Here is a 16,849-nt window from a genome sequence, read left to right as displayed (position 1 = left end):
CGAAGAGATCAGACGCGTGCTGGCTGTTGTGCAACAGCCAGCGCTTCAACCGCAGCGAGGCGCAGCGCGTAGTCCGCTACGGGAATGTCGATGACGAATTCCTCGATGCCGAAGCGTTCGTGCAAGGCGTCGAGTTCCTGATGCACTTCATCCGGTGTACCGGTGACGACGTGCGGATGCAGTTCGTCGAGCCGGTAGTCGGTCACGCCGGTTTGCCGCGCGAACTCGGCTGCAGCTTCAGGACTCGGCAGATTGACGCTCTGCCCCGTGGCAAGCCGCAACTTGAAAATGCGCAGTGGACCGACATGGCGTTGCGCTTCAGCTTTCGATTGCGCGGCAAACGCAAAGAGCGCGAGCAGCGGCGTGCGCCCCGTCGCGTTGCGATAGACGTCAATCGAACGTTCGATGTTGTCGCTATCGCCATTAAAGTGACCGGCATAGCAGAACTGCCAGCCATGTTTCGCGGCCAACGCTGCGCTTTCTGGACTACCGCCGAGCAGGATGCCTTGCGGTGCTTCAGGCGGCGTAGGCAACGCGACTGCGCCCGCCAAAGGATGATCGACAGCCACGCCTGCTTTCAGGAACGCATCGAGTTCTTCGAGCTGGTGAGCGAAATCGGGCTTCTTTGTCTTGTCGTGAAACCACTGCAGCGCACGCGTGGTTAGCGGCAATCCGCCTGGCGCCTTGCCGATGCCAAGGTCGACGCGACCCGGCGCGAGGGACGCCAGCACCCGGAACGATTCGGCCACCTTAAACGGGCTGTAATGCTGAAGCATCACGCCACCGGAGCCGACTCTTATACGCGACGTATGCGCGAGCAGATGGGACACCACGATCTCCGGCGCGGAGCTTGCCAGCGCCGACGAGCCATGATGCTCGGCGATCCAGTAACGCTGATAACCCAAGGCTTCTGCGCGCTGGGCGAGCCGGATCGTAAAGCGCAATGCATCGTGCGCACTCGTTCCTTCTGCAATCGGACTTTTGTCGAGAATCGAAAGGGAATAAGACATATCGATACCTGCCGCCGCACCGGAAGGCACGTAGGAAAGAGTTGGGGGAATTTGTCGGGCGACACCCGTTCGTTCCATTATCGCTAGCGAAACGCGGCATCGTTCGAGCAAATATTGCTATGCATATGACGGGAACCACGCAACGCTTAGAACATGCCTGGAACACGCCTAGAAAACATAGCGTGCCCGCAGGTAATAGAAGCCGCCGTCCTCGCCGATCGTCGAGGCATAGGCGTCGTAATGCCCGCCTTCGAGTTGCGCTTCATACGGCAACTTGTTCGGATACACGTTGAAGAGGTTGTTCGCGCCCACGGCGATCTCGAACTTCCTCGTCACGTCGTAACGGACCTCCACGTCGGTGATGTACTTCGCCGCATTCTGGAAGTGAATGAACTGCGTCGTCGAAAATGCATTGGGTCCGACAATGTAGGTCTGCTCGCTCGAGGTCGGACCAAAGCGCGTCTCGTGCAGACTCACGCCCCACTTGTCGAGATGCCACGTGCCGCCGACGATGATCTTGTTCTTCGGCGTCGACGTGCTGAGCCAGCCGATCTGCTGCGCATTGAGTTCCGGCTGGCCGTTCGCGCCGGTGGCCACCTGCGTGACCGAGGTCGTGTTCAGGTTCACGCCAAGATCCCAGTCCACCTGGCCATAAACGCCGAAACTGGTGTGCCAGGTCCCCGACAGGTCGATGCCACGAGTGCGCGTGCTCGCACCGTTCGTGAAGTAGCTTGCCGACACCGCTGAAGCCGGAATCGTGCCCGGCACCGACAACCCCGCGGCCTCCATCGCTGCGATCGCGGACGCGCCCGATGCGGTGCCGCCTTCGACAATCCGGTTGCGGATGTCGATCTGGTACGCATCGATCGTCAGATGCAGGTCTTTGGTTGGCGTCAGTACGAGGCCGACGTTGTAGTTGGTCGATTCCTCCGGTTTCAGCGGCTGCGCGCCGATCAGCTTCGCCGCAGCGGAATTCGCCGCGAGCAGGCCGAAGACCGACGCCGGTGATTCGCTCACGTTGCTGTAGTACTCCTCGGCGAGCGACGGCGCACGGAATCCGCTACTCACACTGCCGCGCACCGCGATCTGCGGTGTGAAGTCGTAGCGTGTCGAAACCTTGCCGTTCGTCGTATCGCCGACATCGCTGTAGTGTTCGAAGCGACCCGCCAGATCGACGGTCCACTTCGGTGTGAGATGAGTGGACAGGTCGATGTAGGTGCCGAGCACGTTGCGCGAGTTGTCGCTCGCGCTGACGGGCGCAAGACCCGGCAGCGCCTGCGCACCGCCGTCCAGATACGACGCTTCGTCACCCGCGCCTACGCTGTAGGTCTCGCGTCGTTGCTCGACGCCAACCGATACATTCACCGGTGCCGGCAGCAACGGAATATTGAATGCACGCGAGAAGTCGAGGTTGTTCGTCAGTTGCGTGTTGCTGACCGTTGCAAGGTGAAAGCTGGTTGGCGTGTAGCCTTGCGCGGCGAACAACCCGGTGTTGGCCGAATTGTCGATGCCGATGCGCTCATGGTCGCCGCCATAGGTCGTGCTCAGATCCCACGACCAGCCAAACAGGTTCTGCTGGCCTTTGATACCGGAAGTAATCGAGTAGTCGTTCTCGCTGACGGTCTCCGTCGGGACAAAGCCGCCTGGATAAACCTGTGGAAGCACTGAAGGCGGACGATAGTTCTGATAGGCCTGTGCATCGCGATGCGCATAGGTCCCAAAGCCATACAGTTCGACGTCGTCGTTCAGGTGGTAGCCGGCATTGAAACCGACCGACTCGCGCGTGCTGGCCGGATTCCCTTCGATCGGGTTGTAGTAGCCGTGCCCGGGCGCGAAGGTTCCGAAGTAATCGTCGGGGCCGGTGCGCACCGTATGGTTCTGGCGGTCGTATTCCGCCGCGAGATCGAGGTAGCCCTGATCGCCGAGATTCAGGCCGAGACTGGCCGACTCGCCGTTCTTGAAACCATCGCCTGCGTAGGTCTGGCCGTTCGTGGTCTCCAGCGATCCGCCATGCGTTTTAGTCTTCAGGATGATGTTGATCACGCCGGCAATCGCATCCGAACCGTACTGCGCCGACGCACCGTCACGCAGGACTTCGATGTGATCGATGAGGCCAACCGGGATCATGTCGATGTCGACCCCGGTCGACCCCTGGTTCAGGCCGCCGTCCAGCGCGATATTCGCCGTGGTATGACGGCGCTTGCCGTTGATCAATACCAGCACGTGGTCCGGTGTGAGGCCGTGCAGCGACAGCGCGTCGGTCAGTTGTGCCGTGTCGCCGGCATAGGTCTCACGCGTGATCGATGACGACAGTTTGACGAGCGCGTCCCGCAGGTTGCTCTGCCCGGTGGCCTGCAACTGCGCCGCGCTGATCACATCGATCGGCGTAAGGCTCTGGCTCGCCTTCGTGCTGGTGCGTGTGCCGGTCACGACCACGGCGTCCTGCAGTACGACGCTGGTTGCGCCGGCCTGCCTCGACGCAAGCTGCAGTGCGGGCTGCCTGGGCGGCGCGGCTGATGTTTGCGCGGGCTGCGTTCCTGTCGTTGCCGTTGCAGCGGCCGTGGCACCGCTCACCTGCACCGGCGCCGGCGCAGTCGCAGTCGCGCTCTGTGCCCACGCCGTGCCGTTGCATGTGATCGCCAATGCGGCGACCGATATCATCGTCCTGCGAACTCCTGTGTCGGTGTGACCGATCTGATTCTTTCCGCTGTTCCTGCGCATCGACTGCCCCGTTGATGGTCGGCGAACACAGCACTTCCCCCACCGCTCACCAGGAGCAGTGTGGATCGTGCCTTCCCGGTATTGACTACGAGATGCGGCGGACTGACGTCCGCGCGGCTGGCTTAGCTGGCTGACTTAACTCTTTGGCAACCCTGGCGGGTTCGTCCTGGCCTGATCGATCGCTTCGCTGCCCAGACTCCAGCGATCGAGTACCTGCGTGTATTTCCCGCTGCTAATGAGGTTGTTCAGCAGCAGCGTGAGCGGTGCGGCAAGCCCACTGCCCTTGCGTGTCGTAATCGCGACATCGGCGAGAATCGGCCAGCCCCCGCTGATCGCGCCGACTGCGCGTATCTGGCCTTTCTGCGCAGCCTCATAGGCGAGTGACGAGTTGACGCTCAAAATCAGGTCGGCGCGGCCCGAACTCAGCGCCAGACTCCGTACGGCGAGGTCGTCGTAGTATTGAACCTGCACCGGCTTCAGTCCATGCGCGACATTCTGCCGGTCCCATTCGAGCAGGATCTTTTCCTGGTTCGTGCCCGAGTCTGTAATGACGCGTAGCCCGGCGACGTCCTTCGGTTCACGGATCGACTTGATCGGGCTCGAATCGGTTACATAGAATCCGATCACGTCGCGCCGATAGGTCGAGAAGTCGAATTTCTCTTTACGTTCCTCGGTCACGGTTACGTTCGACAGCACCGCATCGACCTTGCCCGATTGCAGCGCGAGCGGCCAGTCTGCCCACGCGAGCGCGACGATTTTCAGCTTGCGCCCCAGGCCGTCGGCGACCAGCTGTGCGAGGTCCGGATCGAAACCCACTGCCGTCTTCGCATCGGTCGCATAGGTACCGAGCGGAGGTGCCCCCAGTGTCATACCGACAACCAGTTCGCCCTTTTCAGCGAACGGAAATGCAGCAGGTACGCCCTTGATTGCTGTCGCGTCCGGTGTGGTACGCACACGGTCGTGCTGATCCGGGCTCAGATTGAAGGTGGTGGTGTTCGCTGCCCATACTGTGCCTGCTACGCCGATCGCCAGTGCGAACAGCGTTCCGGCTACTGCCGAAAGAATATGCCGACCTTGCTTCATGTCTTGTTGTGCCCCGTTGAAATGGATCGTTTATGCACCGCATCGCGCGCGTGGTTAGCGAACGCCAAGCGGTTCGTGCTGAATCAGATCCTCCAATGAATCGGTGCGCCCCGGTTCCAGCAGATCCTTGCCGAACGGCAGACGGAAATGGACCTCCGGCGCAATCGAACGATCGAACAGCGGCTCGTAGCCCGCGTTGAGATAGAGTTCGGTTGCTTCAGGCTGCTTGAAGCCCGTGGTCAGATAAACGCGGCGATATCCCTGCCGCAACGCACGCGCCTCGAGTTCCTGCACGACGCGACGAGCGAGCCCCTGACGGCGCTGACTCGCATGGGTCCAGATACGCTTGAGTTCCGCAGTCGTCGCGTCATAGCGTTTGAATGCACCGCCACCGACCGTCTTTCCATCGAGTACGACGACGATGAAAGCGCCTTCGGGCGGTGCGAATAACTCGGCGGGATAACGCGCCATTTCTTCACTCGCCGAAGCAGAACTGTCCGGGCGAAACTCGCGATAACGGGTTGCGTATTCGATTTCGAGCGCATCCAGTAGAGGCCGTGCAACGGGATCCAGCAGAGTGGTATCAATGATTTCGTAGGTCATGGCGGATGGGGAGCGCGCCCGCTCCCGTTGATCGTATCGTGGAGTCGCTATTGCGTCCGACCTCAAGCTCTGTCGAACCAGATCCAAGATAGCAGGCGACTAATGAGGATCGAACCAAACAATTTGCGTATCGTTATGACGTGAATTCCGCATACTTAATTCATGTCGTGCTTACGATTTTGCAAAGTCATTAGTCGCGTTATTAATCGCGCCATTCACCCGCGAATAAAACATGGAAATCGCCGCGATATTGGCCGTCGACCTATTTCGTATCGCGCTTAAACAGGTTCGGCAAGATGGAACAGGCAGTCGCCACGTTCAACCGCGGCGGGCACACGTTTGCAGACAACCTCGCCCGCGGCTGCGAAGTACGTAATAACCGGCTCGCGTAGCGGCGTATCGGGGAAGTGAATCCGTGCAGCAGCCTGGCCCGCGGCGACCTGCTCGCCCAGCTCGACTAGCGGCTCGTACACGCCGCGATCGTAGGCGTAGACGTAATGGCGCGAGCCGGACACGGTGAAGAAGCGAGTCTGCGCAGGCGGGCCATCGGGCACGAGCGGTCCGCTCAGAAGCCCGATGAAACCGAGCAGATTTAACAAGCCGCGTCGCGCGTCGTGTAGCAAGCGTGCCTGCACGGTCCCGCCGCCACCCAGTTCTGTCAGGATCGAGATCGCGCCTTGACGACGTGCCGCGGTTGCCGCATGAACCGGATTCGGCGGATGCAGAAACGCACGCGGCAATCCAAACGCAGCGAGCAGCGCCTTAAGCCGGCTCTCTTCATCGGGATCGCGTGGCGCGATAGCCAGCATATTGGCGCCATCGTAGAGAAGCGAACTGCCGCCCGAGTGGAGGTCGATCAGATACTGCGAGCGGGCGAGCAACGTGTGCTCGATATAGTCGGCGATCGCCGCAGTCGGCGAGCCGTGCGAATCGCCGGGGAAACTGCGGTTCAGATTGCCGCCGTCGAGTGGCGATGTCCTCAGGCCCGCGGCTGCAGCAGGGAAATTCGCCATTGGCAGGAAGATTAGTTGCCCGCGCACCCATTGCGGCTCGATCTCGCCGATCAGGCTGGAAACGAGCACCTGCCCTTCGTACTCGTCGCCATGATTGCCGCCCATGAGCAGCACGACGGGGCCATCGCCGTTGCGGATCGACGCGATCGGAATCGGAATCCATCCGTACGCGGAACGATGAACCGAATACGGCAGACGCAGATAACCGACGTGACGCCCATCGGCATCGAGGTCGATTTCGTTGTGGATGGTGGTCATGCGTGGCCGTGTCAGTGGATTTTCGGAAACCCGTGGCGCTCGGCGAGCAATGCAAGAATGCGGTTGGTGTCCGTGACGAAACGCTTGTCGCCTAGCGTCTGCGCATCGTCAGGCACCGGTGCCTCGTCACCGAGTATCAACACCGGCAGGCCCTGATGGTCGGCATCGAGCGCCTTGACGACCACCTCGCGCGGACGCGCAAACGGCAAACGCTGAATGTCGAGGCTGGCGGCCTTCGCGGGGTCGCTCGCAAGCAGTCCCTCGATCGGTGCGCCGTGTGGGCAAATGAAGCGTTCGCCCGGATACTTCGGATCGGCAAACCCCGGTTCAAGTAGTAAAAGAAGGTCTCGGCTCATGTCAGGCGGCACTCCGGAAGGTGAACAACCGAACGATTCTCATCTCTTGTATTGCATTGCGCCACGAATAAATCGGCACAACGATATGCGGGCGGCAACTTAGCGCCACGCATTCGCGCTAATCTTGCCCTGTTCATACCCCTGCGTCACGGAGACAACCATGCTTTACGAAATCCGCACCTACACGTTCAAACCGCAACGAGCCGCCGAATGGATCGCCTTATACAAGAACGAGGGCTTGCCGATCCAGCAGGAATATCTCGGCGAGCTGATCGGCTTCTTTACCACCGAGATCGGCAATCTGAGCGAGGTCGTGCATATCTGGGGCTACCAGGGTCTCGACGACCGCATCGAGCGGCGCGACCGGATGGCGGCCGATAGCCGCTGGCGGGAGTTCGGTCGCAAGGTGAAAGCGCTCGATATCTTCCTCAAGATGGAATCGCGCATCGTGCGGCCAACCGATTTCTCGCCGCTCAAGTAATGAACGGGAGTTGATCCGGCGAGGTGAGGTAACGCAACGCGACGCGCGCAATGTGTAGATAACCCATTGCGCGCGTCGCCCTCGCCTTACGATGTCAAGGCAGCGTCGAGCCTGCCCCACCATACTCGAGCGTCACCGAAGAACGGATATTGCGCTGGCTATCTTCCGGCCCGAGGTCGATAGGTTTGAGATGGTTCTGTGCATGCATCTGCACCTGGTCCGTGAGATGAGGCGTGCCATGTCCAGACGGATCGATGAACTGATTCTGTCCGCCGGCCTCGGTAACGGTATATAGCACCGGGTGACCGCCGCCGAGTTCCATGAGTCCGGTCCATTCCTCACCGCCGTTCAACGGCACCATCTTTGGTCCGAGACCGAGTTCGGCCCACGTCGTACTGCTACGTTCATCGTCGTCGGGAAGCGAAGGACGCGCCGGGTCGTCGGCCGCGTCGGTAAAGTATTTCCAGTAGATGGGCATACGCCATGCCTCCATCGGGCGACCTGGAAATTTCTTGTGGGCCAACTCGATGGTCTGGCGGATCGTGTCGGCCACCACCACATCGCGCGGACGACCGTCGAAGTAATCGAACTTCACCGGCAAACCCGCTTGCGCACCCTGCAACGTGCGATACAACAAGCTCGTCTGATACTTCAGATAGCGATCGTCATCGATCGTCTTCCATGTGTTGCCGATGGCGTGGTCGAAGATCATTTTCGGCGCCACCTCCAGCCATGTCCGGAACAGCGTCAGACCGGGATTGTCGTAGTAGCCGTCGCCGTCGCGATCCTGGTAGAGGCCGTTCCATGAAACCATCAGGTCCACGGCCTGCGAGATCTGCGCGTCATGCGCCTCAGCCGCCGCAGCCTTCAGGAACGGCGCAAAGAAATCAGGCGACGTCTGGGTCCGGTCGCGCGCACCAAACGCATTCCAGATTTGCCCGTTGTAGTCTTCCATGTCGAGCAGCGTAGTCGACGAGGACGACGCGCCCAGGCGATTGCCCAACCACGTGCGGAAGGTTGCGCCGAATCGCCCTTCGTCCCCCTCGCGCGACCACGTCGTCGCCTTGCTGTTCCAGCTGTGGATATAGCCCTGCTTCGGATTGAGCATATGCGGCCGCTCGGCGAGCGACAGGAAGCCCTGCCATTCATAGTCGCCGGTTCCTGGCGTCGGCAGGCGCGGATCGGCACCGGGCGTGCGCTTCGGCTGCAGCCCCGTCTCCCAGAAACCGATCTGGCCGTTATCGTCGCCGTAGCACACACCGAAATCGGTGGAGAGTCGCGCGATTCCCTTGCTTTCGAAATCGGCGAGCGTGTGCGCGCGCTGCATCTCGACGACCGCCACCCAGTTGTCGAGTTCGTGGCCGCGTTCCGCGAAACGCTGCGTATACGCTACGCCATGCGGTTTGTCCCAACTCACAACAGTGCCGTGTATCGTGCGCGCGACTTCGTGATCGACAGGCGCAGCACCTTTGACCACGATCGTTTCGTTATGCACGTCCATCTGCTGCCACTTGCCCTGGTACCAGTACTGACGAGGATCGAGTGGATTGAGCCGTTCGGCGAAGGTATCCGTCGTATCTTCCTGGCCGGAGGTGACGAGCCAGCCGTGATTCGGGCCGCGTCCCATGATCGGAATGCCCCACGACGGCATGGTGAAACCCGCGCTGTCGAAACCACCGCCATGAAGATGAATCTCCGGGCCGTCCGCCGTCGACTCCAGCATCAACACCTTGCCGCTCGCGGAACGCTGCGGGCCGATCACGAGACATCGGCTGTGGTTGTTGCTGGGTGCGGGTGCGGCCGCGGGCGGCATTCCCTGTTGCGTCGAAGCCAGCGTCAGATAGGTCGCTTTCGGCATCGGGCGTACCGGTGCGAGATCCTCACCCGCCGGTATCGCGGTCGGCGAATCGGGATCGCTCACGGGCACCACGTCGTCGAATATCTCGCGTCCCCTGGTCTCGCCATAACGCGTCACCATGGCATTGTAGAAAGCCAGATTCTGCAATTCGAAGCCGCCGCGGTCGCGCGGAAAACCCGCCGCCATCGAGAGAAAATCGAGCAGCGTCCAATGCTCCGGCTTCACACCCCAACGGGTAAATTCATAAGGCGTCTTATGCTCCGGATCGCGGTCGATTTCGTCGATCACACGGTTAATACCGTCGACATAGGCCTGCATCATGCGCTGGTGCTCGGGCGGGATCGCGCGATACATCCGCATCAACTCTGCGCTGCCGAGTTTGCGGTCGAGCGAAATAATGTCCGACTGAACCGCCGACGCACCGAGTATCTCGGCCGTACGTCCCAATGCGCGACGGCGAAACGTTTCCATGTCCGCGAGCCGGTCCTGCGCTTCGGCGTAACCCGCTCCGAACATGACCGCCGCCGACGTCTTGCCGAAGACATGAGGCACCCCCATGGCATCGCGATCGATACGCACCTGTTGAGCCGCGATCGGATCGGGCCGGGGCGGCTGCGCACAACCGGTGGCGAGCGCCGAGGAAGCAAACAGCAGAGAAATGGCGAATGTACGATTCATGAGATCTTCTGAAATTCTGGTTATTGGAAAGCGCATCGGTCTCGTGCGCCAGCTGTTTCATGCAGTTCAGAACTTGTGGCGAATCCCTGTGCGGAACGCGAGCTGACTCGCCGTCGACGAGATCCCACCCGCTCCGGGAATAGCGGCGTTATCGAGTACGTTGCCGGTCCTGTCGCCGGTCACCTTTTCGTACGCACCCTGCACATAGATGTCGGTGCGCTTCGACAGCATGTAATCCGCCATCAGGCCGATGGTGTGATAGCGCGGTTTCACGCTTGCCCCGGACGCATCGCCTTCAACCAGGGTGTAGACATATTGCGCACCGACGAAGAAAAACGGCGTCACCTGATACATCCCGTTGACCTCGAGATTCTGGAATTTCAGGCGGTTCATCGCGACGCCCGCGATCGCCAACGGCAGCGGGTTGCCCGACGGATCGCTCAGGTAGCTCGAACTCACTGGATCCCGGACATCGGTATTCGAGTACACGAAACCGAGTGTCGCGGAACCAATCGTGTAGTTGATTCCCGCACCGAAGATGCGCAGACGCGCTGCCGTGAAGCTGGCGTTTCCGGCCGGCGTCGCGCCGGTGTTCTGCGCGCCCGGATTATTGGTCTGCAGGTAGGCGGCGCCGACAAGAAGTGGGTCGTTCAGGTATTGCGCACCCAGACTGTACAAACGGTCATTCGCGAATTTCGTGTCGTTACTGAACGCGTACATGCCGCCAAATTTGAAGCCCGCAAACTCAGGGCTCGCGTATTTGATCGCGTTGTTGACGAGAAACGAGCCGTCCGTATTGTCGTTGTCCATGGGATGCGAAAGCAGCCAGCCGCCCCAGTTTCCGTTGGCGGTCGTAGGCGCGAGATAGTCGATAATCGAATCGTACTGACGACCCACCGTCACCGTCCCGCGCTTATCGTCCGACAAGCCGATAAACGAGCGACCGGGAGCCGACCGACCGCTGTTCACATCGAAAGTCGTCTTGATCACGAACGTGATTTTCTTCCCATCACCGAGATCTTCGATTCCACCTAGCGTGACGATGTTGCTCTGCAGATAACCGCTCTGAAACTGATACAAAGGATCGCCGTGAGGATTGGTGTTGTTCGTGATGTCGAAGCCTTCATCGATGACACCCGACAACGTCACACTGCTTTGTCCATACGCGGAAATAGCGAACGCGAGCGGCAATCCCAGCGCGACGATTGCGATGACTGTTTTTTTCATTGTGGTCGGCATGCCCGGATCGAACGTTAAATAGGACATCGGAAGTGGCGATGTGAAGATTGGCGCCAATATATCGGCGCCGATTTTTTCAAATAAGATGTTTTTTTGTTTATCCCGATCACAGCCCCTTATCGCCCTCGTTAACCCTATGAAACCTCAACAGCTACAGGCATTCGTCGCGGCGGCCCACCATGGCAGCCTGCGCGGCGCCGCGCGCGAACTCGGATTGACCCAGCCGGCGATCACACGGACGATCCACGAACTGGAAAGCGTGCTGAATGCGGAGCTGATGACGCGCGGCATACGTGGGATCGAACTGACTGAATGCGGGCGTACGCTATTGCCGCGTGCCGAGCAGTTGCTGAACGACATGCAACGCACGCTGGAGGCGGTGGAACAGGTGAAGGGCGATCTGGCCGGCAGGGTCAGCGTCGGGACCATGCCGTCTATTGCACTCACCGTTTTGCCGAAGGCTGCGGCAGCGTTTCGCCGTGCCATGCCGCTCGTCAGGCTGCATTTCCAGGAGATCACGGTGCTCGATGCGATCGCGCAACTACGCACCGGAAAAATCGATATCGCAGCGATTCGCCACATTCCCGAACTCGAAAGCGATCTGGTGCAGATGCCGCTGTATTCGACGAAGTTCGTCATCGGGATGCGTACCGGCCATCCGCTCGAAAACGCGCGACGGTTACAGGACCTGCTCGACGCGGAGTGGATCGCCCCAGGCGGCTACGATCATTTCTCTCATAGTCTCCTGACTACGATGTTCACCGCACACGGGTTGCCGGTTCCCAAACGGGTGCTGCACGCACCGTCGTCGTTTGCGGTGGCGCTTGGGCTCGTGTCGCAGACGGACATGATCGGGTGCTTCACGAAGGAACTCGCGACGATGGTGGCGCCACTCGGCGTGCATGTGGCGAACATCGAGGAAGCGATGCCCGCCTACGATCTCGGGATCGTTTCACGGCGCGATCTGCTACCGACGCCGGCGATTGCGCGGTTCATTTCGTGTCTGCAGGATGCGGCGCAGAAGCAAGGTATCGACAGTTGATATCAGCCAACCGACGCTGCCGGCTGAATCTGCGGCAGCGCCTTTAGCGCACGCTCCCACGCCTGCCGGGTACGTTGCCACGCAATCTCGCGCCAGTCCTCGTCGGCGGGCATGAACGATTCGAACAGGGTCTGGCTGATCCGCTTGCCGAGCGCGTCGCCAGGATCGCCGTAGAGATGGAGCCAGTGATCGTCGCGTAACGCGGTATGCACTCGTGCTTCAGGATACGCGCCGCATTCGATCACGAGTTGCATCAGGTGACTGCCCGGCAGCGCGTCGAGAAGGGCCTGCGACGTGTAACCCGTTGCGCGCGCCACGACACCGGTATCGCTGACCGCGGCGTCCGCGCCCGTGAGCAGTGTGTAAAGCCACCCTCCATAAAGCGCTTCGGCGTCGGCAAGCGCGGCATAACGCGTTTGCGCAATCGCCATCAGCATCGGATGACCATAGGCACCCGCGCCGGTGTGCAGATCGAATGCAATGGCGACCTGCGCGGGCCGGAGGAAGCGCTCGACAATGCTCCGTAGCGTCCGGTTCGACCATGTGGCCTGCGCCCCGCCATAAAACAGTCCGTCGGCATGCGTATACTGACCGGCTCCAACAATCGCCTGATATTCGCCCCAGCCGATCGACTCGATCTGCGCCGCCAGAAGCCCGTCCGCGTGCCGACGTTGCGGGCCATCGAAGTCGCGGCACGTATAGATAGGGTGAATCGTGTCGTAGCGCGGATTGCGCGGCAAGGCCGCCGCGAAGTCAACGTAGTTGCGATTCAGATCGACATTGTCTTCATTGACGCGGCGTGCCCATGCCGTGCCCCACGGGTTGATCAGATGCACCATCATCACCGCGACGCCATCTGGAAGGTCGCGTGCGGCGAATCCGGCGAGCCATTCGCTCTGACAGGTCGACCCGTAATAACCTTCGATGCCATGCGTGCCGGAAATCGCCACCAGCACACGTCGTGCGTCCGGCTCGCCAAGCCACGCGACATCTGTCGCCAGCAGTTCGCCATCGGGGCCCCTCAGCGGATGAGGATAAGACGTCACCGTAGCGCCCGACGCTTGCGCCGCGTACAGAAACTGTGTGCGTTGCCGATCGAACCCAGGTTGGTCTGGAAAGCCGTATTTCATTTCATCCTCGTCATGATGATCGCAGTGCCTCTGCGGCACGGGTTCCAGCCGTCACGCAGCCGGGGATTTCATCGCCAGCGTGACCGGTGTGACAGGCCGCGTGCAACACAGCAGTACCTCGTCGTCGGGTGGTGGCGCAAGCGGGTCTTCGACATAGTGAACGCGGCCCGACACTAGCGGAGTCGTACAGGCATTGCAAAGACCCGCCCGACAATTGAAGGCCGGTGCATAGCCCGCATGCTCGGCCATCTCCAGCAGCGAATGAAACGACGGGTCCCACGGGATCGGATCGCTGTGCGGCTCGAATCGTACGGTGACCATGCCCGTGTCAGCAGCTGCGACCGCCGGTACAGGTGCGGCGACCGATTCCTTTGCCGCCACGCTGTGTGAGTCGCTCGCCTCGTCTTCCAGTACCGTTGCAGGGCCGAAGAACTCGTAGTGAATGCGTTCGCGCGCGATGCCCAGCTCGCGCAGCAGCCGCCAGTTCGCCTGCATGAAGCCCGGCGGCCCGCATAGATAGACGTCATAGTCGTCGAGCGGCAGCAGCGCCTGCAAGGTCGCCTTCGTCAACAGGCCCTTGCTGTCGCATGCGCCCCATGCCTCGTCGCCGCCAAGCGGATTGCGATAGCAGACATGGACAGCGATGCCTGGACGTGCGGCAGCCAGCGCGTCGACCTCGTCGACAAACGCATGCACGACGCTGTTTTCGCAAGCGTGCACGAAATACACGCGCCTTGATGAACCCCGCGCCAGGCGATGCAGCATGCTGACCAAAGGCGTCACGCCCACGCCGCCGCTCAACAGAATTACCGGTCGCTCGCTGTCTTCAGCGCAGACGAAAGACCCGGCGGGTCCAGCCAGTTCAAGCTCGTCGCCCACGTCGATGTTTTGATGAAGCCAGCTCGATCCGCGTCCCGGCGGCGTGCTTTCGAGTTTGACGGAGATGCGCCAGTGCGTGGTATCGGCGGAGTCGCCGGACAGGCTGTAGTGACGCAGCAGCGTCTCGCCATCCGGCATCGTCAGGCGTACCGCGACAAACTGGCCCGCGATAAACGCGAGTGAGCGCGCGGCATCGAGAGGAATCAGTTCGAACGATACGATGGACTCGCTCTCCTGAATCCGCCGAATCACGCGAAAACGTTCAAAGCCACGACCTGCGCTCGTCGACGTACCCCCATCCGGCAGCACCACCTCAACCTCCCGCTTGCTGCCGGCCGACGACATACACCGGCACAGCCGCCGGTCCCGCGGCCTGTTCGCGCTCGATCATCTGGCCGAGCGCACGGCGGAAACGCAGTGGCCCGGAATCGATCGCGAGATCGATATTCGGTTTGCGCCGCCGCGCCATACCTTGATGCACGGCCGTCAGCACCGCGCGATCCTCCTCGAACGCATGACGTACGTCTTCATCGAACTGACGGGAAACGTCCTGGTCATGTGGATCGAAGTTGCGGGTCTGGAACCAGAAGTAGCGGGTCTGCGATTCGTTCACCGGTGTCATGAAGTTATACGAATTCATCAGGAACACTTGCGGGTGCGGCGGCGCGTCGTCTCCGCCCGTTCCGGCAGGCGTGAAAATCGCCTTGATGATCGCGTGCGACGGAAAGCGCACTTCGTAATGCTGCTTGCGATCGCAATGCCCTGCAAACTTGACGAACTTTGCGTAGAACGGCGCGACCTCCACATCGCGCATCCAGCGCGACACCGTTACGCCGTTTTCGGCCACGACAGTCTTCAACGGCTCTGCTTCGCACGCAGCGTTGCCGAACGACGAGCGATGCACCCACGCCACATGCGACGGGTCGAGCAGATTGTCGGTGACATACAGGTAATGGCAATCCACCGTCATCGCATCGCCATGGTTGATGCCCCACGCCGGATCGTCCCACTCGTCGATCTGCACGATCTCATCCGGATCGGCTGCCTGCGCATCGCCCATCCAGATCCACACGAGACCGTAGCGTTCCGCAAGCGGATAACTGCGTACCTGTGCGGAAGCGGGAATGCGTTGTGCACCAGGTGCTTTCACACAGGTGCCGGAGCAGTCGAACGTGAGCCCGTGATAGCCGCATTCGAGTTCGTCGCCGATCAGGCGTCCCATCGATAGCGGCAGCATGCGATGAGGGCACGCGTTTTCGAGTGCGACCGGCGTGCCATCCGTCTTGCGGTAAAGCACGACCGGCTCATCGAGAATCGTGACCGGCAACAGGCTGTGCGTCACTTCCTTATCTCGTGCTGCTACGTACCATGCATTCTTCAAGAACATCTGCGCTGCCTCCGGTGGGTTCACTCGTTCTGCGCCCTGGCGGCCCCGCGATCGAGCATGTCTAAAGAATAAGAGGCCGAAACATTAAAGAATAGATGTGTGGAGCTAGCGGTTCTTTTAGAATTTCTAAACTCACAATGCTTCACCATGCCCCTCTTCCTCAAAGAAGGAATCGCCATGAGCACGCTGCCCCCTCTGCGCGCGTTGCAGGTTTTCGAAGCCGTGGGCCGCTGCGGCGGCGTTGCAGAAGCCGCGAAACGTCTCGGCATTTCGGCCGGCGCCGTCAGCCAGCAGATCAAGCTGCTCGAAGACACACTCGGCATGAGCCTGATGCAAAAGGACGGCAAGCGCTTGCGACTCACCACCATTGGACGTCGCTACCACGAGAGCTGTGCGGCCGCCTTCGAGAGCCTGCGCGTCGCTCACGCGGAAATGGAGCGCGCGAAAAACGTCCGCAATCTGAGCGTCAGTGCATTGCCTTCGCTGCTCTCAAAGTGGCTCGCCCCGCGTGTCATGGCGTGGCAAACGCAGCATCCGGAATTGAGCGTCTATCTCGACGGCACGCATACGGAGCCTTCACCCGAGGGCTATGAGATCGATTTTCGTGTCAGCTACGGCGAGCGCATCGTGGAAGCCGAAAACGCCATCGAACTCTTTCGCGACAGTGTCGTGCCCGTGTGCAGTCCGGCATGGCTCAGCGACAAGGCGCCGCTCGCCGAACCCGCGGACCTCTTGCCGCATCCCTTGATCGCAGTGGACTGGTTGCCGAAATTCACCTCGCCCCCTTCGTGGCGCGACTGGTTCGAAGCTAACGGTGTCGACTGCGGCGCGCTGCATAACCCGCGGCATGTCTACTCGCTGTCGAGCGTCGCGATCCAGGCCGCCATCGATGGCCACGGTTTCGCACTCGCACAATCTTCGATGATCTGCGACGACGTCGCCGCCGGCCGCCTCGTCGTACCGTTCAAACTCGGACTTCCGTTGCCGTGGCCTTACTTCCTCACGTGGAAGAAAAGCGCTTTCGATCAGCCTCAATGCCGCAGCTTTCATCGCTGGCTACTGACGCGCGCGCGAGAACAACAGCAGATCAACGACGCGATGCTGCAATAGC

Annotated in this window: 14 protein-coding genes; 3 read left to right on the top strand and 11 right to left on the bottom strand. The window is 60.8% G+C overall.

Features of this window, described 5'->3' with window-relative positions; translation table 11 throughout:
• Positions 1-8: 8 nt before the first annotated feature.
• The 6 genes from FNZ07_RS21650 to FNZ07_RS21625 all read right to left on the bottom strand — a co-directional run bounded on the left by FNZ07_RS21650 (position 9) and on the right by FNZ07_RS21625 (position 7,044).
• Positions 9-1,010: an LLM class flavin-dependent oxidoreductase gene (locus FNZ07_RS21650; RefSeq protein ID WP_091016209.1), complete on the bottom strand. Its 1,002-nt coding sequence runs from the start codon at positions 1,008-1,010 to the stop codon at positions 9-11.
• 168 nt (positions 1,011-1,178) lie between these two features.
• Complete coding sequence (locus FNZ07_RS21645; protein ID WP_245811636.1) at positions 1,179-3,671, bottom strand: TonB-dependent receptor plug domain-containing protein; 2,493 nt, start codon at positions 3,669-3,671, stop codon at positions 1,179-1,181.
• 195 nt (positions 3,672-3,866) lie between these two features.
• Positions 3,867-4,814, bottom strand: a complete 948-nt coding sequence (locus FNZ07_RS21640) for an ABC transporter substrate-binding protein (RefSeq protein WP_091016205.1) — start codon at positions 4,812-4,814, stop codon at positions 3,867-3,869.
• Positions 4,815-4,868: 54 nt separating this feature from the next.
• Positions 4,869-5,417 carry a GNAT family N-acetyltransferase gene (locus tag FNZ07_RS21635; protein ID WP_091016203.1) on the bottom strand — a complete coding sequence of 183 codons (549 nt, stop codon included), beginning with the start codon at positions 5,415-5,417 and terminating at the stop codon, positions 4,869-4,871.
• Between the two features lie 278 nt (positions 5,418-5,695).
• On the bottom strand, positions 5,696-6,688 hold the full coding sequence (locus FNZ07_RS21630) for a succinylglutamate desuccinylase/aspartoacylase family protein (RefSeq protein ID WP_091016201.1): 993 nt from the start codon (positions 6,686-6,688) through the stop codon (positions 5,696-5,698).
• Between the two features lie 11 nt (positions 6,689-6,699).
• On the bottom strand, positions 6,700-7,044 hold the full coding sequence (locus tag FNZ07_RS21625; RefSeq protein WP_091016199.1) for a DUF3088 domain-containing protein: 345 nt from the start codon (positions 7,042-7,044) through the stop codon (positions 6,700-6,702).
• A 160-nt stretch (positions 7,045-7,204) separates the two neighbouring features.
• Between FNZ07_RS21625 and FNZ07_RS21620 the strand changes: the two genes are divergently transcribed.
• Complete coding sequence (locus FNZ07_RS21620) at positions 7,205-7,525, top strand: NIPSNAP family protein (protein ID WP_177228309.1); 321 nt, start codon at positions 7,205-7,207, stop codon at positions 7,523-7,525.
• Positions 7,526-7,619: 94 nt separating this feature from the next.
• Here FNZ07_RS21620 and FNZ07_RS21615 read toward each other — a convergent pair whose 3' ends face one another.
• Entirely contained in the window at positions 7,620-10,061 is a 2,442-nt protein-coding gene (locus FNZ07_RS21615) for a penicillin acylase family protein (RefSeq protein WP_170275813.1), read from the bottom strand.
• 66 nt (positions 10,062-10,127) lie between these two features.
• Entirely contained in the window at positions 10,128-11,288 is a 1,161-nt protein-coding gene (locus FNZ07_RS21610; protein WP_091016852.1) for a porin, read from the bottom strand.
• A 148-nt stretch (positions 11,289-11,436) separates the two neighbouring features.
• On the opposite strand from FNZ07_RS21610, the gene FNZ07_RS21605 reads away from it, so the two are divergent.
• Positions 11,437-12,342, top strand: a complete 906-nt coding sequence (locus FNZ07_RS21605; protein ID WP_091016194.1) for a LysR family transcriptional regulator — start codon at positions 11,437-11,439, stop codon at positions 12,340-12,342.
• A gap of 2 nt (positions 12,343-12,344) precedes the next feature.
• On the opposite strand, the gene FNZ07_RS21600 is transcribed toward FNZ07_RS21605, so the two are convergent.
• The 3 genes from FNZ07_RS21600 to FNZ07_RS21590 are packed head-to-tail and all read right to left on the bottom strand — an operon-like array spanning position 12,345 to position 15,738.
• Positions 12,345-13,472, bottom strand: coding sequence for a DUF2817 domain-containing protein (locus tag FNZ07_RS21600; protein WP_091016191.1), 1,128 nt, complete (start codon positions 13,470-13,472; stop codon positions 12,345-12,347).
• A gap of 51 nt (positions 13,473-13,523) precedes the next feature.
• The gene (locus FNZ07_RS21595) at positions 13,524-14,663 is read right to left on the bottom strand and encodes an FAD-binding oxidoreductase (protein ID WP_249040682.1); all 1,140 of its coding nucleotides are present in this window, start codon (positions 14,661-14,663) and stop codon (positions 13,524-13,526) included.
• Position 14,664: 1 nt separating this feature from the next.
• Complete coding sequence (locus FNZ07_RS21590; protein WP_091016186.1) at positions 14,665-15,738, bottom strand: aromatic ring-hydroxylating dioxygenase subunit alpha; 1,074 nt, start codon at positions 15,736-15,738, stop codon at positions 14,665-14,667.
• A gap of 177 nt (positions 15,739-15,915) precedes the next feature.
• Between FNZ07_RS21590 and FNZ07_RS21585 the strand changes: the two genes are divergently transcribed.
• Positions 15,916-16,848, top strand: a complete 933-nt coding sequence (locus FNZ07_RS21585) for a LysR substrate-binding domain-containing protein (protein WP_091016183.1) — start codon at positions 15,916-15,918, stop codon at positions 16,846-16,848.
• Position 16,849: the final 1 nt, after the last annotated feature.

The organism is Paraburkholderia megapolitana, assembly GCF_007556815.1.
Classification (GTDB): Bacteria; Pseudomonadota; Gammaproteobacteria; order Burkholderiales; family Burkholderiaceae; genus Paraburkholderia; species Paraburkholderia megapolitana.
Note: the sequence above shows the minus strand (reverse complement) of the source record. Positions and strands in the feature narration are given on the sequence as shown.